Source organism: Microbacterium enclense, from assembly GCF_004022425.1.
In the GTDB taxonomy this organism is placed as follows: Bacteria; Actinomycetota; Actinomycetes; order Actinomycetales; family Microbacteriaceae; genus Microbacterium; species Microbacterium enclense_A.
In genome coordinates this window covers 35923-55149 of sequence record NZ_RBZY01000004.1, presented here as the reverse complement: position 1 = coordinate 55149, position 19227 = coordinate 35923, and the positions used below count along the sequence as shown (strand labels likewise).

General features: G+C 70.3%; 16 protein-coding genes. 6 read left to right on the top strand and 10 right to left on the bottom strand.

What is annotated here, in order from left to right; genetic code table 11:
* Positions 1-15 precede the first annotated feature (15 nt).
* A complete protein-coding gene (locus D8Y23_RS01775) occupies positions 16-1548 on the top strand; it encodes an APC family permease (protein WP_128216456.1) in 1533 nt (510 codons plus the stop codon).
* A gap of 10 nt (positions 1549-1558) precedes the next feature.
* Here D8Y23_RS01775 and D8Y23_RS01770 read toward each other — a convergent pair whose 3' ends face one another.
* Positions 1559-2542 (bottom strand): asparaginase, encoded by a 984-nt coding sequence (locus D8Y23_RS01770; protein WP_128216455.1) that lies wholly within the window; start codon positions 2540-2542, stop codon positions 1559-1561.
* 138 nt (positions 2543-2680) lie between these two features.
* Between D8Y23_RS01770 and D8Y23_RS01765 the strand changes: the two genes are divergently transcribed.
* On the top strand, positions 2681-3151 hold the full coding sequence (locus D8Y23_RS01765) for an OsmC family protein (protein ID WP_128216454.1): 471 nt from the start codon (positions 2681-2683) through the stop codon (positions 3149-3151).
* A 78-nt stretch (positions 3152-3229) separates the two neighbouring features.
* On the opposite strand, the gene glpK is transcribed toward D8Y23_RS01765, so the two are convergent.
* From glpK to D8Y23_RS01750, 3 genes are all read right to left on the bottom strand, one after another.
* Positions 3230-4741 (bottom strand): glycerol kinase GlpK, encoded by a 1512-nt coding sequence (glpK, locus tag D8Y23_RS01760; RefSeq protein ID WP_128216453.1) that lies wholly within the window; start codon positions 4739-4741, stop codon positions 3230-3232.
* An 88-nt stretch (positions 4742-4829) separates the two neighbouring features.
* On the bottom strand, positions 4830-5588 hold the full coding sequence (locus D8Y23_RS01755; protein WP_128216452.1) for an MIP/aquaporin family protein: 759 nt from the start codon (positions 5586-5588) through the stop codon (positions 4830-4832).
* 120 nt (positions 5589-5708) lie between these two features.
* On the bottom strand, positions 5709-7427 hold the full coding sequence (locus D8Y23_RS01750; protein WP_128216451.1) for a glycerol-3-phosphate dehydrogenase/oxidase: 1719 nt from the start codon (positions 7425-7427) through the stop codon (positions 5709-5711).
* Positions 7428-7534: 107 nt separating this feature from the next.
* Here D8Y23_RS01750 and D8Y23_RS01745 point away from each other — a divergent pair, with 107 nt between their 5' ends.
* Entirely contained in the window at positions 7535-8500 is a 966-nt protein-coding gene (locus D8Y23_RS01745) for a sugar-binding transcriptional regulator (protein ID WP_128216450.1), read from the top strand.
* Between the two features lie 12 nt (positions 8501-8512).
* Here the strand turns inward: D8Y23_RS01745 and dhaM are convergent, their stop codons facing one another.
* The 4 genes from dhaM to D8Y23_RS01725 form a co-directional block, all read right to left on the bottom strand.
* On the bottom strand, positions 8513-9235 hold the full coding sequence (dhaM, locus tag D8Y23_RS01740) for a dihydroxyacetone kinase phosphoryl donor subunit DhaM (protein WP_128216449.1): 723 nt from the start codon (positions 9233-9235) through the stop codon (positions 8513-8515).
* Positions 9232-9867, bottom strand: coding sequence for a dihydroxyacetone kinase subunit DhaL (dhaL, locus tag D8Y23_RS01735; protein WP_128216448.1), 636 nt, complete (start codon positions 9865-9867; stop codon positions 9232-9234). Before dhaL ends, dhaM begins: the two co-directional genes overlap by 4 nt.
* Positions 9864-10859: a dihydroxyacetone kinase subunit DhaK gene (dhaK, locus tag D8Y23_RS01730; RefSeq protein ID WP_128216447.1), complete on the bottom strand. Its 996-nt coding sequence runs from the start codon at positions 10857-10859 to the stop codon at positions 9864-9866. Before dhaK ends, dhaL begins: the two co-directional genes overlap by 4 nt.
* Positions 10860-10946: 87 nt before the next feature.
* Positions 10947-11648, bottom strand: a complete 702-nt coding sequence (locus tag D8Y23_RS01725) for a lysophospholipid acyltransferase family protein (protein ID WP_240663728.1) — start codon at positions 11646-11648, stop codon at positions 10947-10949.
* Positions 11649-11807: 159 nt separating this feature from the next.
* Here D8Y23_RS01725 and D8Y23_RS01720 point away from each other — a divergent pair, with 159 nt between their 5' ends.
* Both D8Y23_RS01720 and dxr read left to right on the top strand, forming a co-directional pair.
* Positions 11808-12773 (top strand): FKBP-type peptidyl-prolyl cis-trans isomerase, encoded by a 966-nt coding sequence (locus tag D8Y23_RS01720; RefSeq protein WP_128216445.1) that lies wholly within the window; start codon positions 11808-11810, stop codon positions 12771-12773.
* Positions 12774-12782: 9 nt separating this feature from the next.
* On the top strand, positions 12783-13865 hold the full coding sequence (gene dxr, locus D8Y23_RS01715; protein WP_128216444.1) for a 1-deoxy-D-xylulose-5-phosphate reductoisomerase: 1083 nt from the start codon (positions 12783-12785) through the stop codon (positions 13863-13865).
* Between the two features lie 249 nt (positions 13866-14114).
* On the opposite strand, the gene D8Y23_RS01710 is transcribed toward dxr, so the two are convergent.
* The gene (locus D8Y23_RS01710) at positions 14115-15773 is read right to left on the bottom strand and encodes a Mur ligase family protein (protein ID WP_128216443.1); all 1659 of its coding nucleotides are present in this window, start codon (positions 15771-15773) and stop codon (positions 14115-14117) included.
* Between the two features lie 87 nt (positions 15774-15860).
* Between D8Y23_RS01710 and D8Y23_RS01705 the strand changes: the two genes are divergently transcribed.
* Positions 15861-17177, top strand: coding sequence for a M50 family metallopeptidase (locus D8Y23_RS01705; RefSeq protein WP_128216442.1), 1317 nt, complete (start codon positions 15861-15863; stop codon positions 17175-17177).
* Between the two features lie 90 nt (positions 17178-17267).
* On the opposite strand, the gene D8Y23_RS01700 is transcribed toward D8Y23_RS01705, so the two are convergent.
* Positions 17268-19166: an anthranilate synthase family protein gene (locus tag D8Y23_RS01700; protein ID WP_128216441.1), complete on the bottom strand. Its 1899-nt coding sequence runs from the start codon at positions 19164-19166 to the stop codon at positions 17268-17270.
* Positions 19167-19227: the final 61 nt, after the last annotated feature.

The following is a 19227-nucleotide window of genomic DNA, read 5'->3' as shown; positions in this document are numbered from 1 at the left end:
TTCTACGTTCAGCAGATGACCTCCGCACCCGAACGGACGGCCGGCAAGGGCCTGGCCGCGGGAACCCTGGGCCTCTGGGGCTCGACCGTCATCGGTCTCGCCTCCACCGCGCCGGTGTACTCGCTCGTCGCCACTCTCGGTTTCGTCGTCCTCGCGGTGGGCGCCTCGGCTCCCATCGCGTTCATCATCGCGTTCATCCCGATGCTCTTCATCGCGTTCGCCTACCGCGAGTTGAACAACGACGTGCCCGACTGCGGCACGACGTTCACGTGGGGGACGAAGGCCTTCGGGCCGTGGGTGGGTTGGATGGGCGGCTGGGGGGTCGCGGTTGCGGGCATGGTGGTGCTCGCCAACCTCGCCCAGATCGCGGGCATCTATCTGTGGTCGCTGATCGGCGACGGGTCTCTCGCGGAGAACGTCCCCCTGGTCACGGCGACGGGTGTCGCATTCATCGCCGCGATGACCTACGTCAGCTACCGCGGTGTCGAGATCGGCGAGCGCATCCAGAACATCCTGCTCGGGGTGCAGTACCTCGTGCTGGCCCTGTTCGTCGTCGTCGCCCTGTGGAAGTTCTTCGACGGCACGGCTCCGAATCCGACGCCCTTCGACCTCGCGTGGTTCAACCCGTTCGGCTTCACCGACTGGAGCGGCTTCACCGAGGCGGTTCTGCTCGCGCTGTTCATCTACTGGGGCTGGGACACGTGCCTCGCCCTCAACGAGGAGACGAAGGACCCGAAGCGCATTCCGGGCCGCGCGGCGCTGTTGACCACGGTCATCCTGCTCGGTACGTACGTCGCCGTGACCGTGGCCGCGATGATGTACGCCGGTGTCGGTGAGGACGGCACCGGCTTGGCGAACGCCGACAACGCCGACGACGTGTTCCTCGCGCTCAAGGACGGGCTCTTCGGACCGTTCGGCTGGATCCTCATCGTGGCGGTCCTCATCTCGGCTGTGTCGTCGACGCAGACCACGATCCTTCCGACCGCCCGCGGCACGCTCGCCATGGCCGCCTACAAGGCGCTCCCGCAGCGATTCAGCACGGTGCACCCGCGGTTCCAGACACCGTCGTTCTCGACACTGGTCATGGGCATCGTCGCGAGCATCTACTACGTGGGTATGACGCTCATCAGCGACAACATCCTGCAGGACTCGATCCTGTCGCTCGGACTCGCGATCGCGTTCTACTACGCCATCACGGGCTACGCGTGCGTCTGGTACTTCCGTCGCGACCTGTTCACGTCGGCCAGGAACCTCGTGTATCGCGGCATCCTGCCCCTTCTCGGCGCGCTGATGCTCACCTACGCGTTCGTCCAGTCGGCGATCGACATGTACGACCCGGAGTACGGCTACACCGTCCTGTTCGGGATCGGGGGCACGTTCGTGCTGGGGATCGGCTCGCTCGCGATCGGCGTCGTGCTGATGCTGCTCTGGTACGCGTTCCCGCGGTCCCGGCCGTTCTTCCGCGGCGAGAGCCTGAACCGCGACACCGAGGTGCTCGTGCCCGACGAACCGATCGCCTACCCGCGGTCGGTCGACGGCGGTCTCTGACCGTCCTTGTTCAGACGGCGGCGCGGATGACGCCGACCTGCTGACCGCCCCCGAGAACGGTGAGGGGCAGCGCGGACAGGGCGTCCGCGACCGCAGCGGCCTCGAGGGCGCCCGCGCGCTCCAGCAGACGGAGCGCGACGGCGTGACCCGCGCGATTGGAACCGTCGAGCATCTTGAGGGCGACCGTCGTGCCGTTCGGCGCGGCCATCACCTGCACGCCCTCGGCACCCATCTTGGAGAAGACGCCGAGCCGTTCGATCACGATCGTGTCGGGTCGGCCGGGGCCATCGATCGCCCAGGGGTTCTCGCGCACGGCGCGCACGAGGGTGCCCGCGCTGCGGTGGAGGGCGAACGGCGACCGCTCGGACGAGGTCGCGAGGCGCTGGATGGCGCGCGCGAGGCCGGTCAGGCTCATCGCGTACACCGGGGCGCCGCACCCGTCGATCGCGGTCGTGGTGATCCGCTCGCCGACCAGCCGCTCGATGACCTCTCGGATGTGCACCTGCAGCGGGTGCTGCGGGTCGAGGTAGTCCGCCGTCGTCCACCCGTTCGTCACGCAGGTCAACAGCATCGCGGCATGCTTGCCCGAACAGTTCATTCGCAGGGGAGAGGGAACGCCGTGGTCGCGGACGAGCTCGTCGCGGCTCTGCGTGTCGGTCGGCCAGGCGGCGGGGCAGCCGAGGTCGTCTTCGGTCAGCCCGGCGGATTCCAGGATGCCACGGGCCACCTCGACGTGCCGCTCGGTGCCGCAGTGGCTCGCCATCGACAGGGCGAGGCGTTCGCCGACGAGGTCCGCCCCCGCCGAGAGGCACGCCAGCGCCTGCAGCGGCTTCATGCTCGAGCGGGGCAGGAAGTGCGCCGACGGGTCGCCCAGGGCGAGGTGCTCGGACCCGTCGGGCGCCAGAACCACGGCGACCCCGTGGTGGCGCGACTCGATGAATCCGCTGCGTTCGACGACGGCGAGCTCGACGGCATCCGGGGCTGTGGCAGGCATCCCTCCATCGTATCCGGCGGGTCCGTGCCGGTGAGATGCGGGCGTGGGTCGCCGAGGTTCGTCGCTTCTCGGCCTCGTGAGGCCACGAATCCGGGCGACTCACGCGACGGCGCGCGGGGGAGGGAGCAGGATGGAACCATGATCGGAGAGCACCAGTACCGCTTGCAGGCCACGTGGACCGGAGACCGGGGGACCGGCACGAGCGGGTACCGCGACTACGACCGATCGGTCTCGCTCGTGGTCGACGGCAAGCCCCTGCTCGAGGCGTCGGCGGACACGCCGTTCCGGGGTGATCCCGCCAAGTGGAACCCCGAGGAGTTGCTGTTGGCCGCTCTGAGCGAATGTCACCTGCTGTCGTACCTGTACGCGTGCGTGAAGACGGACGTGGTCGTGGTGTCCTACCGAGACGATGCCAGCGGAACGCTCGTCGAGGACGGCAAGGGTGGGGGCGCGTTCACGGATGTCCTGCTGCGCCCACAGGTCGTGGTGGCGGAGGAGTCCATGGTGGAGGCCGCGATCGCGGCGCATCGCCAGGCGCGCGAATGGTGCTTCATCGCAAACTCGGTCAACTTCCCGGTGCGGCACGAGCCGGTGGTCATAGCGGCCTGACGCGTCGCCGTCGCAGGGCCGCAGACGACGGAACCCCGCCGGCGCGAAGCCGACGGGGTTCCGTTCTGAGGGGAGCGCTCAGCGCACGTCCTCGTCGACCCAGTCCATCGACTTGGTCACGGCCTTCTTCCACAGGCGCAGCTCGCGGTCGCGCTCGTCGGAGTCCATGTCGGGCTCCCAGCGGTTGTCCTCCTGCCAGTTGGCGCGGAGGTCATCGAGGTTGTCCCAGAAGCCAACCGCGAGGCCGGCCGCGTACGCCGCGCCGAGCGCGGTGGTCTCGGCGACGACGGGACGGACGACCGGCACACCGAGGATGTCGGCCTGGAACTGCATCAGCTCATCGTTCGCGGTCATCCCGCCGTCGACCTTGAGCTCGGTGAGGTCGACGCCCGAGTCGGCGTTGACGGCCTCGAGGACTTCACGGGTCTGGAAGGCGGTGGCCTCCAGAGCAGCGCGGGCGATGTGCCCCTTGTTGACGAACCGCGTCATGCCGACGATCGCGCCACGGGCGTCGGGACGCCAGTACGGAGCGAACAGGCCCGAGAACGCCGGCACGAAGTACACGCCGCCGTTGTCGTCGACGGTGCGCGCCAGGGCCTCGACCTCAGGGGCCGAGGAGATGATGCCGAGCTGGTCGCGCAGCCACTGGATGAGCGAACCGGTCACGGCGATCGAGCCCTCGAGAGCGTAACGCGCCGGCTGGTCGCCGAGCTTGTACCCGAGGGTCGTCAGCAGGCCGTTCTTGGAGTGGACGATCTCCTCACCCGTCTGGAAGATGAGGAAGTTGCCGGTGCCGTAGGTGTTCTTGCTCTCACCCGGGTCGAAGGCGGCCTGACCGAACGTGGCCGCCTGCTGGTCGCCGAGGATGCCGGCCACGGGGGTCTCGCGCAGGAGCGAGGACGACTCGACGGTTCCGTACACCTCGGAGGAGGAGCGGATCTGGGGGAGCATCGACTTGGGCACACCGAAGTCGGCGAGGATGTCGTCGCGCCACTCGAGCGTCTCGAGGTCCATGAAGAGCGTGCGGCTGGCGTTGGTGACGTCGGTCGCGTGGACGCCACCGTCGATACCGCCGGTGAGGTTCCACAGCACCCAGGTGTCGGTGGTGCCGAACAGCAGGTCGCCGGCCTCGGCCTTCTCGCGCGCACCGTCGACGTTCTCAAGGATCCACACGATCTTCGTGCCCGAGAAGTACGTCGCCAGCGGCAGGCCCACGATGCTCTTGTAGCGCTCGGTGTCGCCATCGGCGAGGCGGTCGACGATCGACTGCGTGCGCGTGTCCTGCCACACGATGGCGTTGTAGACCGGCTTGCCCGAGTTCTTGTCCCAGACCACGGCGGTCTCGCGCTGGTTGGTGATGCCGACCGCGGCGATGTCGTGGCGGGTGATGTCGGCGCGGCTGAGGGCCAGACCGATCACTTCCTGCGTGTTGCGCCAGATCTCCAGCGGGTCGTGCTCGACCCACCCGGCCTTGGGGAAGATCTGCTCGTGCTCCTTCTGTCCGACGGAGACGACGCCGCCGGACTTGTTGAAGATCATCGCGCGCGTCGAGGTCGTGCCCTGGTCGATGGCGAGGACGTAGTCGGCCATGGATGGACTCCTTTGTCAGTGGGTTGAGGTGGATCGGAGGGGAACGGAGGGAGGGGCGAGGGCGTCGGTGCGACGCCCCCGCCGGGGATCAGGCGGCGACGAAGCCCAGGAGCACGGGGGCCAGCAGCCCGGCGAGCGCGCCTCCGACCAGGGGGCCGGCGACGGGGACCCACGAATAGCCCCAGTCGCTGGAACCCTTGCCCTTGATCGGCAGGAGGGCGTGCGCGATGCGGGGTCCGAGGTCACGGGCGGGGTTGATCGCGTACCCGGTCGGGCCACCGAGGGAGGCGCCGATACCGACCACGAGCAGGGCCACCGGGACGGCGGCGAGGCCACCGATGCCGCCCGGGACGCCGATGTCGGCGACACCGTAGTCGCGGAAGCCGAAGATGACGAACACCAGGACGAAGGTCGCGATGACCTCGGTGAGGAAGTTGAAGCCGTAGGAACGGATCGCCGGTCCCGTCGAGAAAACGCCGAGCTTGGCGGCGGGGTCCGGCTCATCGTCGAAGTGCTGCTTGTACGACGCCCACGCGAGCACGGCACCGATGATGGCGCCGATCAGCTGCGCGGCGACGGCCACGAAGAACTGTGCGATCGAGATGTCGCCGTGGACCAGGAGTCCGATGGACACGGCCGGGTTCAGCTGCGCACCGGAGTAGGCGGAGACGATGACACCGGCGAAGACCGCGAGGCCCCATCCCCAGTTCACCATCAGGAATCCACCGGCATTGCCCTTGGTCTTGGCCAGCGCCACGTTGGCGACCACGCCACAACCCAGCAGGATCAGCATGGCGGTGCCGACGACCTCCGAGAGGAAGTACAGCCCCAGATTCACTTCTTGCATGTCGTCATCGACCTTTCTGTTGTGCCCGGCCGCCATCGGCTCGGACGTTTCGCGGCTCGGTTACCCCGAATGTATGGCCGCCGTGCGGGCGCGCAACAGAAGGCGCGCCCGCACGTTCTCTCAGATTCGGGCCACGCCGGCCTCGGCGAGATCCACCCGGTGCGCCGTGCGCAGCGTCTCTGTGGCGGCGGCGATCTCCTCGTCCACGCGCGCCGCGTCCCACCCGAGCGGAGCCGCGACGGTGTCAGCGACCTCGCGGAGAGTGCGCTCGGTCATCCCTCCCACGAAGGCGAGGTGCGTCCGGCGCAGGAGCACGTCGATGAGGTGCACGACCTGCTCGTTCTCGGCGATCCAAACGAGCTCTTCGCGGTAGTAACCGGGAGCGTGCTCGAGCGCGGTCGGCTCGGCGGGCAGGACGTCGAGGATCGCGTCGGCGCGCGTGCCGTAGCGCTCGAGCATGGCATCCACGACGGCGGCCGGGTGGGCATTCGTGCGCGCGGCCACCCAGCGGCGACGCTCTTCAGGCGAGGTGGGGAACGCCTTGCCGCCGCCGATGGGGAGGCCCTGCGTGCTGACGCGGTGGGGGCGGCGCAGCCGCTGCAGCGTCTTCATGCTGAGGTGCTCGGCGAGGGCGCGGAACGTGGTCCACTTGCCGCCCACGAGGCTCATGGCCGGGGTGCCGCCGATCTCGTTCTCGACGATGCGGTAGTCGCGGGAGACGAAGCCCGGCGCCGTGTCGTCGTGTCGGGGCAGCGGACGGATGCCGGAGAACGTGTACACGATCTGCGACCGTTCGACCGCGACCGTCGGGAAGACGGCGCCGATGAGGTCGAAGAAGTACTCGATCTCGTCGTCCGTGCAGACCACCGGCTGACCCGGGTCGGCGTCGATATCCGTGGTACCGACGAGGACGCGGTCCTTGAGCGGGTAGATCAGCACGATGCGACCGTCGGAGTGCTCGAAGAAGATCTCTCGTCCGCCGGTCGCCGCGAGCAACTCCGGGTTGTCGAGGACGATGTGCGAACCCTTGGTTCCCCCCATGAACTCCGTCGGCAGTCCCATGGCGCAATTTGTGAGGTCGGTCCAGGGGCCGGAGGTGTTCAGGATGACCTTGGCCGTGACCGAGAACTCCTCGCCGGAGACCTCGTCACGCACGCGCACGCCGTTCTCATCGGCGCCCACGGCCGAGACGTAGTTGACGGCCTGGGTGCGTCCGCCGCCGGCGATGATGCCGTCGTGCAGCACGTCGAGGGCGATGCGCTCGGGATCGTGCATTGAGGCGTCGAAGTAGGTCGCGGTGTAGGCGAGGTCGGGGTTCAGGCGGGGGAGGTCGGCCAGCGACTTCTTCTTCCCGAAGAACTTGTGCCGCGGGACGGTGCCGCCGTCGCGCGAGAAGGTGTCGTACATGATGAGACCGACCTTGATCAGCAGCGCGCCGCGCTCGCTGGGCTTGCCGCGACCGTGGGTGACGAGAAGGCGGAAGGGGGCCGAGAGAATGCCCGAGAACGTCTTGTAGATCGGGATCGTGGTCTCGAGCGGCTTGACGTAGTGCGGAGCCGTTTTGAGCAGGTCGTTGCGCTCGGTGACCGCCTCCTTCACGAGACGGAACTCGCCGTTCTCGAGGTAGCGGATGCCACCGTGCACCATGTGGCTGGACGCCGAGGATGCGCCCGAGACGAAGTCGCCGCGCTCGACGAGTGCGACCTTCACGCCCTGGAGGGCGAGGTCGCGGAGGGTGGCGAGGCCGTTGATGCCCCCTCCGATGATGAGGACGTCGAGGTCTTCGGCGTCACGGAGCGCCTGGACGTCGGCGCGGAGCGAAGAAGAGGGGGACGACATGTCGACTGCGACCTTTCGTTGAGGTACAACGAGGATGCGCGCCACTGCACGTTGTTGCAAGCCCCTTGAACAAACGTGCAGAATAGGCAAGCGACGAGAGGGAGACGATGACGACGCAAACGGAGGAACGTTCCCGAGACGCGCTGCGCGCGGCGCAGCTGTACTACATGCAGGACCTCACGATGGATGCCATCGCCCACGAGATGCGGGTATCCCGGTCGTCCGTCTCCCGGCTGCTCCAGCACGCTCGCGACGTCGGGCTCGTGACCATCTCGATCAGCTCGCCCGATGACGCGCGCGGACAGATGGCGCAGCGCATCTCCGATCGTTTCGGCATCACCGCGCACGTCGTCCCGACCCCCGCGCGCACGTCCGAGGCGGAGCGCCTCGAGCGCACGGCGCTGACCGCGGCGCGCATCCTCGTCGAGCGCATCGAGTCGTCGATGACGATCGGGATCGCGTGGGGGTCCACCCTCTCGGCGATCGCTCGGCACGTCCCTGCGAAGGACGTGCACGACACCCACATCGTGCAGATGAACGGGGCCGCGAACCTCCGGACCTCCGGCATCCCGTATGCGGGGGAGATCCTCTCTCGTCTCGGTGCCGCGTGGTCGTCGTCGGTGCACCAATTCCCGGTACCGGCACTGTTCGACGACCCCCGCACCAAGCAGGCGATGTGGCGCGAACGATCGGTGCGCTCGGTCCTGGAGATCCAGCAGCGAGTGGGCCTGTTCGTGTTCGGTCTGGGGTCCCCGCACGCCGAGGTCCCTTCGCACGTGTACAGCGGCGACTACTTCGACGATCGTGACGGTGCGGTGATTGAACGCGAGGGCGTCGTCGGCGACTGCGCGACCGTGTTCTATCGCGTCGACGGATCGTGCGACATCCCCGAGCTCAATGCCCGCTCCAGCGGACCGGACCTCGACACCGTGCGCCGCATCCCGCGTCGATTCTGCGTCGTGTCGAGCTTGTCGAAGCTGAGCGCCCTGCGCGGTGCGCTCGCCGCGGGACTCGTGACAGAACTGGTGGTCGAGGAAGCCCTCGCCCGCCGCCTCCTCAGCGTCACGCGCTGACCGTCGCCGCGGTCAGACCTCTCCGAAACCGTCGTCGATCAGGGACCGCAGGTCGTCGAGGGCGTCCTTCGCCTGAGGTCCCGAGGCGCTCACCCGCACGCGCGCACCCTGACGGACACCGAGCGCCATGAGCGCCAGCAGACTGCGGGCCGAGACGGCGGGCGCTTCGCCGCCCACCTCTTCGATCTGGACGTCGGCGTCGTAGCGGGACGCCGCTTTGACGAAGGTCGCGGCCGGTCGGGCGTGCAGACCCGACGGATTGATCACCGTGGTCTCGAACGAGAGGGCGTCATCCGTCGGTGCGGCGGGGGACGGCGCGGGCGCGACGGCCTCGGTCGCTCCGAGCTGAGCGCGCTTCGCGTCCGCGGCGCGGGCCACCTCTGCGGCGACTTCTCCCAGCGCCCCGCCACCCGCCGCCGTCACGACCGCGCTCACAAGACCCTCGACGAACGGCGCCGGGCTCAGCACGACCCGCTCGGGCGCCGCGCTGAACTCCAGCGCCATCTCCGCACTCAGCAGAGCCGAGCCCAGATCCATCAGCACCAGCACGCCCTCACCGGAGTCGGCCGCATCGATGGCCTCGGCGATCGCCGTGGCATCCGTTCCCAGATCCCCGTCCGGACCGCCCGCGGCGACGCGGACGGAGGGCGGTTCGTCGCCGCCCATCTGCAGCGCGAGGTCGACGGCGGCCTCGGCGAGCGGCCGGCTGTGCGAGACCGCGACGATTCCGATCACCGGCGGGCCGCCAGGGTGTCGCTCAGCGCCTGGAACAGCAGCGCCGACGAGGCTGCGCCCGGATCGATGTGCCCGGCGCTGCGCTCGCCCAGGTAGCTCGCGCGTCCCTTGCGGGCGACGAGCGGCTCGGTGGCGTCGCGGCCCCGTGCGGCGGCTTCCGCCGCGGCGGTCGCCGCGTCCGCGGCGTCGGCGCCGCCGTCGACCGCGTCATCCCACGCGGCGACGGCGGGCAGCTGAGCGTCGATCATCGTCTTGTCGCCGGGTTCGGCTTTGCCGCGCGCGACCACTCCGTCCACGCCGGCGCGCAGCGCGGCCCCCAGAGATGCGGCGTCCACGCTGTCGGACAGGGGAGGCCCCATCCGGAGGAAGAACGTGCCGTAGAGCGGCCCGCTCGCGCCGCCCACCGACGACACGAGGGTCATCCCCACGGTCTTGAACAGGTCGGGCGCCGAGGCCGGGGTGGTCTCCAGCTTCGCCACGACGGCATCGAGCCCTCGCGCCATGTTCGACCCGTGGTCGGCGTCGCCGATCGCCGAGTCCAAGGCCGTGAGGTCGTCGCGGTGTTCCCGCACGGCATCCCGGAACGCCCGGATCCAGGCGACGAGGTCGTCGGTCGAGACGGCGCCGCTCATGCGCCCCACCGGAGGCCGGGGGTCACCACCGGGGCGTCCCACAGGCGCAGGAACTCGTCGTCGGCCTTCACGACGGTGAGCGATGCTCCGGCCATGTCGAGGCTCGTGATGTAGTCGCCGACCAGCACGCGCTGCACGTCGACCCCGGCCTCGGCCAACAGCGGCGCGATCTCGCCGTACAGCAGGTACTGCTCGATCAGCGGGGTGCCGCCGAGACCCGACAGCAGCACGATGGCGGGTCCGACGGGCGCGCCGAAGTCGTGGACGATCGGGTCGACCATGAGCTTCGCGACCTCCCGAGCGGTGGCGAGCTTCACGCGGCTGCGGCCGGGCTCGCCGTGGATGCCGACGCCCACCTCCATCTCGTCCTCGGGGAGCTCGAACGTGGGGTGTCCGACGGCGGGCACCGTGCAGCTCGTGAGGGCCACGCCCATCGAGCGCCCGGCATCTGCGACGTGGCGGGCGAGGGCGGCGACCGCGTCGAGGTCGGCCCCCTCCTCGGCCAGAGCGCCCACGATCTTCTCGAGGATCACGGTGGTGCCGGTCCCGCGGCGCCCCGCCGTCCACGTGGAATCCTGCACGGCCACGTCATCGGCGACGACGACGGATTCGACCCGTACGCCCTCGGCGGCGGCGAGTTCGACGGCCATCTCGAAGTTCAGCACATCGCCGGTGTAGTTCTTCACGATGTGCAGCACGCCCGCGCCGGAATCCACGGCCTGGGTCGCCGCCAGCACCTGGTCGGGGGTGGGGGAGGTGAACACCTCGCCGGCCGCGGCGGCGTCGAGCATGCCACGCCCGACGAATCCGCCGTGCATCGGCTCATGGCCCGATCCGCCGCCCGAGACGAGCGCGACCTTGCCGTCGCGCGTCGGTTCGGCCCGCAGGATGACGCGGTTCTCGGTGTCGATGCGAAGGTCGGGATGAGCGGCGTGGATGCCGCGCAGAGCCTCCGCCAGCACGTCTGCCGGGTCGTTGACGAACTTCTTCACGGGTGCCTCCTCGTCGTGGCTGCGGCGGGTTCGGGCCCACCTCTTCCGACCCTGCTCGCCAGGGGCCGCCACGTCAAGGGCGTGCGCTCAGATGCGCTCGTGCGGGAGGACCTGCTTGATGCGGTCGATCGGATTCTGGGCCGGCACCTCGTTGTAGGCGTTGGCGAGTTCCTGCTCGCTCAGCGCGTGGATCGCGGCCATGATCTCGTCGGTCGCGCCGCGTCGCGCGCGTCCGGACGAGGCCGGACCGTGCGGGGACAGATCGAGGGGCTCGCCGAAGCGGACCGTGATCCGTTCCTTCGTGGTGGGGACCTTGGCGCCGACGGGCATGACCTTGTCGGTGCCGATGAGGCCCACCGGGACGACCGGGGCGCCGGTCTGCAGAGCAAGGAAGGCCACACCGGTGCGGCCCTTGTACAGACGCCCGTCGAGGGAGCGGGTGCCCTCAGGGTAGAGGGCCACCGCTCGGCCGTCCTCCAGGAGAGCCCGCTGCTGGTCGAGGGCGTCGAGAGCGGCTTGCCCGGCACCGCGCTCGACCGCGATGGCGCCGATCGCGGTGAAGAACTGCCGTGACGCCCACTTCTCGAAGTAGGACGATTTGGCGAGGAAGTGGACGGGGCGGGGGGAGGCCACGGGAATGGCGACGGAGTCGATGAACGAGAGATGGTTGCTCGCGAAGATCACCGGGCCCGTCCGCGGGACGTTCTCACGCCCCTCCACGCGGGGGCGATAGATCGCTCGCGCGAGCGGGGCGATGAAGAAGCGTCCGAGACCGTAGGCCGCGCCCATCTGCTTCGGAGGGGCGGCGGGGGTGCCGCCCGGTTCGTCGGAACTCACTCGACGAGGCTACTGCCCGCGGCATACGCCGCTGTGCATGGGGCTCCCAGCGGCACCAAAGCCGGATGGGGGATGATGGGGCACGTCCCTGTTCTCTTCGAGAGGTCCGCCGTGCGCATCCGCCCGATCGCTTCCCTGTCCGTCGCCGCCGCAGCGGTGCTTCTCCTCGCGGGGTGCACGGGCTCGTCGAACGACAGCTCGACGCCGGACGCCAGCGGCTCCGCCGACGCGTCCGCCTGTCAGAGCGCGCTCTCCGCGGGAGAGGTGTCGAGCGACGTGCAGGTGTCGGGCGACTTCCAGGGCAAGGTCGAGGTCACGCTCCCGGACGGCTATGCGCCGGAGGGCCTCGAGCGCACGACGCTCGTCGAAGGACCCGGCGAGCAGGTCCGTTCCGGCGACGTCCTGAAGGCCAATTTCACCCTCGTGGATGCCTCTTCGGGTGAGGTCCAGCTCGAGACCCAGACGACGGCGCCCGACGGGATGGACACGCTCATCTCGTCGCAGCAGATCTTCGGCGCCGCGCTCGAGTGCGCCACCATCGGTTCGCGCACGGTCTCCGCTTTCCCGGCAGGGGCGCTCGGCGAGGGCTCCCCGGCGTTCATCCTCGTCGCCGACGCCATCGAGGAGCTCCCGACCCGCGCGGAGGGCACCGAGGTAGCGCCCGAGGAGGGCTTGCCCACCGTGACCTTCGACGACTCCGGTGCGCCGACCATCACCATGCCCGACGCGCCGGCTCCGACCGAAACGCGGGTCGCGAACCTCCGCGAGGGCGACGGCGACGTCGTGAACCCCGGTGACCAGGTCATCGTGCAGTACACCGGCGCGCTGTACGACGGCGGCACCGTCTTCGACTCCAGCTGGGAACGCGGCGAGCCCGCTCAGTTCTCCACCACGGGCGTCGTGCAGGGCTTCCGGAAGGCGCTCGAGGGCCAGACCGTCGGCTCGCAGGTCCTCGTGGTCATGCCGGCCTCCGACGGGTACGGCGAGGCGGGCCAGGGGGATATCCCCGCCAACGCTCCGCTCGTGTTCGTCGTCGACATCCTCGGTGTCCAGCACGCGGCGGCAGCTGCTCAGTAGGCTGAGCGGATGCGTCGCGTCGTCATCCTCGGCTCCACCGGTTCGATCGGCACCCAGGCCCTCGATGTGATCCGGGCCAACTCGGACCGGTTCGAGGTCGTCGGTCTCGCCGCGGGCAGCGACCGCGCGGGCGTGGAGGCGCAGGCGGCGGAGTTCGGCGTCGACGACGTCGCCCTCGGAGCCGTCGAGGCCGAACAGCTCGTGCGGGACATCGACGCTGACGTGGTGCTCAACGGCATCACCGGGTCGGTGGGGCTCGGTCCCACCCTCGCGGCGCTCGAGGCGGGCCGGACGCTCGCGCTGGCGAACAAGGAATCCCTCATCGTGGGCGGCGACCTCGTCACGCGCCTGGCCGCTCCCGGTCAGATCGTCCCGGTCGACTCCGAGCACTCCGCGATCGCGCAGGCGCTCCGCTCGGGCGAAGCCCGCGAGGTGCGCCGGCTCGTGCTCACGGCATCCGGGGGTCCGTTCCGCGGTCGCTCGCGGGGCGAACTCATCGACGTCACCCCCGCCCAGGCCCTCGCCCACCCCACCTGGGACATGGGGCGGGTCGTGACGACGAACTCCGCGACGCTGGTGAACAAGGGCCTCGAGGTCATCGAGGCGCACCTGCTCTTCGACGTCCCGTACGAGCACATCGAGGTCGTGGTGCACCCGCAGTCGATCGTGCACTCGATGGTCGAGTTCCTCGACGGCTCGACGATCGCGCAGGCGTCGCCGCCCGATATGCGGCTGCCCATCTCCCTGGGCCTCGACTGGCCCCACCGGATCTCCGGCGTCGGCGCGCCGCTGGACTGGACGGCCGCGACGCAGTGGACGTTCGAACCGCTCGACGAAGAGGCGTTCGGCTCCGTCGCCCTCGCCAAGCGGGTCGGCCGCGCCGGCGGCACCTACCCGGCGGTGTTCAACGCCGCGAACGAGCAGGCGGTGGACGCCTTCCACGAGGGTCGGCTGAGCTTCCTCGGCATCGTCGAGGTCATCGAGCATGTCGTCGAGCGCCACGATGCGCCCACCGCACTGAGCCGGGAGTCGCTGGCCGACGCCGAGGCGTGGGCCCGCCGTACGGCCGACGCCGTCATCGCCGCCCTCTGACCCGCCCGGTGCGGGCTCCCACTCGATCTCCCGCCCGCACAACTCCGGCGGAACCCTCCGCCCGGGCCGCCAGGGTGTGTGCGGTGCCCCGTTGCGCAGGACTTGTGCGGGTGCCCCGGGCGCGGCGTGCCCTCGGCTGGCCGCCGACACAACTCCGGCGGGACCGGATGCCGCGGCCCTCGCCGCGCGCGTTGCACACACGCTGCAGGAGTTGCGCGCACCGCGGCCGCGGCGGATGAGCTCGCGGACTCAGGCGGGGAAGTCGACCGGGCGTTCGGGGTCGGACGACGGCGTGCGGTCGGCCGGGTACGGCACCGGCCAGGCCGGGTCGGGCACCGGCCAGCCGGCGGCGCGGAGCGCGCGGCGCGACAGCTCGCGGGCCGAGTACGGGGTCCGGATGCCGCGGATGTCGCGATAGTCCTGGTGGCCGGGGCCGGCCCAGAGGATCGCGTCACCCTCGCCGACGAGCGCCACCGCCTCGAGGATCGCGCGCTCGGGCGGCGTGGATTCATGGATCTCGGCGTCGGGGCGCGCGCGGCGAGCCCCCTCCACGAGCACCGCGCGGATGGCATCCGGATCCTCGTGTCGGGGGTGGTGGTCGGTGACGATGAGGACGTCACTGCCCTCGACCGCCGTGCGCCCCATGTCGTGGCGCTTCGTCGCGTCGCGGTCGCCGTCGGCGCCGAAGAGCATGACGACACGGCCCGGCGTCACGCGCCGCACCGCGGCGAGCGTCTTCTCGAACGCGTCGGGGGAGTGGCCGAAGTCGACGTAGACCGCCGGCCCGTCGGGCCCGGAGACGAGCTGCGTCCGCCCCGGAAGGGATGCCGCGATCCGGCGACCGTCGAGGGCCTCGGTCAGCGCCTCCCACGTGTGGCCGGCCTCGAGCAGCATCACGATCGCGAGGCCCGCGTTCGCCGCCATGTGCCGACCGATCACCGGGACGACGGTCGTCAGCGAACGTCCCCCGCGGTCGCGCAGCGTGAACTCCGTGCCGTCCTGGCGTTCCTCGACGATGTCGACGGTCCAGTCGGCGTCGGCGGCCGGGTCGGCGGCGATCGCGGGCGTGATGATCGTCACGACCGGGATGTCGGCGCGGGCGGCGATCTCGGCGCCCGCGGGGGAGTCGAGGCAGACGACGCCGCGCCGCGAACGATCGGCGCGGAACAGCGGGAGCTTCGCCTCGAAGTACTCGCGCATATCGGCGTAGTCGTCGAGGTGGTCGTGGGTGAGGTTGGTGAACCCGGCGACGTCGAAGACGAGCCCGTCGACACGATGCCGCGTCAGCGCCTGCGCGCTCACCTCGACCGCGACGGCCTCGACACCGCGCTCGCGCATGAGCGCGAGCAGCGCGTGGAACTCGGATGCCTCGGGCGTCGTGAGCCGCGACACGATGACCTCGCCCGCGATGTGGCGCTCGGCCGTGGACGACAGGCCCGTGACGACGCCGAGCTGGCCCAGGATGCCTTCGAGCAGGTGCGACACGCTCGTCTTTCCGTTGGTGCCGGTCGTCGCCAGCAACTGCGGAAGGTCGTCGTCGGGGCCCGTGCCGTAGACCCAGGCCGACAGATCGCCCAGGAGCGCGCGCGGATCGGCGACGACGACGATCGGCAGCCCCGCGGCCGCGGCGATCTCGGCGCCCGCATCGTCGGTCACCACGGCGGTCGCGCCGCGTTCGGCGGCAGCCACCGCGAACTCGGCGCCGTGCCGGTTCACGCCGCGGATGGCTACGAACGCCTCGCCGGCGCGGAGATCCGCCGTCGCCAGGGTGATGCCGGTGAGGACGGTGCCCTCGACGTCGCCGATGCTGCGCTCGCCGAAACGGCGGGCCAACTCCGAGAGGTCGCGGCGCGGCGGGTGCGCCGGTCGCAGGACGGGCGGGAGGTGGGAGGGCGTGTCGATCGGCATCCCTGCCATTGTCTCATCCGACCCCGCACAGCCCCCGCACCGCCACCGCACGGGAGGTTCAAAGGGCAACGGCGGTATCGTCGGCGAGTGACCGCGATCGCCTTCCTCATCGGCGTGCTCGTGCTCGTGATTGGCCTGGCCGTCTCGATCGCCCTGCACGAGATCGGGCACCTCGTGCCCGCCAAGCTGTTCGGCGTGCGCGTCGGCCAGTACATGATCGGCTTCGGGCCCACCCTGTGGTCGCGCCGCATCGGCGAGACCGAGTACGGGGTCAAGCTCCTCCCGCTCGGCGGATTCATCTCGATGTCGGGCATGTACCCGCCCGCTCCCGCGGGCGACGTGCAGCCCACCCGGCGATCGCGGCTGTTCGCCACGATGATCCAAGACGCCCGCGACGCCAACGCCGAGACGATGATTGCCGGCGACGAACGGGTCTTCTACAAACTCTCCGTCTGGAAGCGCATCGTCATCATGCTCGGCGGGCCTGTGATGAACCTCCTGCTCGCCTTCGTGCTGTCGGCCATCGCCGTGAGCGCCATCGGCGTCACGCAGGGAACGACGACCGTCGCGTCTGTCTCGCAGTGCGTGATCCCCGCGAGCGAGAACCGCAACGACTGCACGCCGGCCGACCCGGTCGCCCCGGCGGCGGCGGGCGGCATCCTGCCCGGCGATGTCCTGGTCTCGATCGGGGGGACTCCGGTGTCCACCTTCGAGGAGGCCGCGGCGATCATCCAACGTTCGCCGGGTCAGTCCCTGCCGATCATCGTCGAGCGCGACGGGGCCGAACAGACGGTGACCATCACGCCCATTGAGACGGATCTCGCGGTGACGGATGCCAACGGCCGCCCGGTCCTGGACGCCACGGGACAGCCGGAATTCCGAACGGTCGGCTTCGCGGGCCTCAGCCCGCAGTCGGCGCTCATGCCGCAGCCGATCTGGGCAGGCCCCGAGGCCACGATCCAGCAGGTGGGCCAGGTCGCGCAGATCATGTCGCAGCTTCCCGTTCGCGTCTATGACACCGCGGTCGACCTGTTCACCGGTCAGCCGCGTGACCCCAACGGCCCGCTCAGCGTCGTGGGCGCGGGCCGCCTCGCCGGCGAGTTCGCCGCGATCGACGCCCCGATCCTCGCCCGGGTGCAGGCGATCATCGGCCTGCTCGCGGCGTTGAACATCGCGCTGTTCGTGTTCAATCTCATCCCGCTGCTTCCGCTGGACGGCGGGCACGTCGTCGTCGCGCTGTGGGACGGCCTGAAGCGCTGGTTCGCCCGCCTGCGAGGCACGGTCGCCCGACCCGTGGATGCCACGAAACTCGTGCCCGTGACCTTCGTCGTGGTCATCCTCCTCATCGGGATGGGCGGCATCCTGTTCCTCGCCGACGTCTTCAACCCGGTCCAGCTGCTGTGACGCGTGGACACAACTCCTGCAGAAGAGCGGCGCCGCGTTGAGTGACGGCAGATCGAGCCCGATCTGCAGGAGTTGCGCACGCGCAACGCGTCAGAGGGCGGCGGCGATCAGACGCTCGAGGGTGCGCATGCCGTCGCGCGACAGGATCGACTCGAGGTGGCCCTGCACACTCGAGAACCGCTCGCCGCGGAGGGCGTAGACGTCACCCGTTACGGGGTCTGCTGCGACCTCGACGCCGTCGGGCAGCGTCTGGGGGAGCCGCGCGGTGAACGTGTTGTAGAACCCGATGGACGCGCGCTCGCCGAACACGTCGACGCTCTTCTGCAGCCCCTGGTGCGGCTGGGGGAGCGGGGCGAGGTCGATGCCCAGTTGGTCGGCCAGCACCTGGTGACTCAGGCACACCGCGAGAAGCGGTGCGCGGCGCGAAAGGCGGCGTGACACCACGTGATGCATCGCGGAGATGCGGTCGCTCGCGTCATCCCGCGGATCGCCCGGACCGGGGCCGGCGACCACGAGGTCGGCGGCATCCACGTCCGCGTCCGTCGCCTCGGACCAGTGCACGATCCGGGCATCCAGGCCCAGGTGGCGCAGCTGATGGGCGAGCATCGTCGTGAAGCGGTCCTCGGCATCGACGACGAGAGCGGTGCGGCCCGCGAAAGGCCCGGAACCGTCGGGATCCTGCGGGTTCATCCAGAACGGCGCGAGGCGCTCGTTGCGGGATGCCAGGAGCTCAGCGATCGCGGGATCCTCGGCGAGGGGGCGACGCGGGGCGACCGGAGCGTCGGGGTCGGCGTCGGCCGGGAGCGTCGGCACGTCGCGCGGGATCGCGCCGATGGCGCCCAGGACGCCCGCGGCCTTGCCGTGCGTCTCGCCGACCTCGCCGTACGGGTCGGAGTGGCGCACGAGCGTGGCACCGACGGGGACGCGAAGCCGACCGTCGACGAGGTACGCGGTGCGGATGAGGATCGGGGCGTCCAGATCATGCGTGGGGCCCTCGGTCGCGCCGTTCGGTGTGAACAGCGCGGCGACGCCGGAGTAGTAGCCGCGCGGGGCCGTCTCGTGCCGGGCGATGACGGTGCAGGCGTTCTGCATCGGCGAGCCCGTGACGGTCGGGGCGAACATCGTTTCGCGGAGGATGTCGCGCGGGTCGAGCGTGCTCCGGCCCCGCAGCATGTACTCGGTGTGCGTGAGGCGCGACATCTCCTTGAGGTGCGGCCCGGTGATGCGCCCGCCGTCGCTGCAGACGGCGCTCATCATCTTCAACTCCTCGTCGACCACCATGAAGAGCTCCTCGGTCTCCTTGGTGGAACGCAGGAACTCCGCGAGCGTGTCGGCCGTCGCGCCGCCCTGCGGGTGGCGGAACGTGCCCGAGATGGGATTCATCGTGACGATGCCGTCGCGGGCGCTGACGTGCGCCTCGGGGCTCGCCCCCACCGCGATGTGGCCGGGGGTCACGACCGCGAAGGTCCAGTACGCGCCCTTCTCGTGCTCGAGCAGCGCGCGAAACCAGGTCAGCGCCGCGACGCGCGGGTCGGCGTCCACCCCGGCGACGAAGTCGCGCCGAATGACGAAGTTCGCCCCCTCGCCGCGGCCGATCTCGTCCGCGATCACCCGCCGGACGATGTCGGCGTACGCCTCGTCGTCGATGTCGAACCCGGCGTCCTGCAGTGCGACGGGGGCCGAGGGAAGGGATGCCAGCACCGCGGCGCGGGGGAGTGGCATCCGCTCCTCGATCACCAGGCAGCGCAGCGGCGCGCCGTCGTCGTGGGCGATGAACCCGCGCTCGCGCACCTGGCGGTAGGGGACGAGCGCCAACACCTCCCGGCGGGTGCCGTCGGCGTCTACCAGCGGAATGTCGGCGAGCAGTTCGACGTCGACCACGGTGCCGGTGAGGACCTCGACGGTGGCGTCGTCGCGCGCGATCAATGCGAAGGGCGCGGTGCCGTCGAGGAGGTCGTGGATCAAGGAGGAGGGGTCGGGCCCGGTCATCGAAGTACTTCCGTCAGTGATCGAGGGTCCCGGGCGGCGTCCGGAAACACGAAGACCGCCC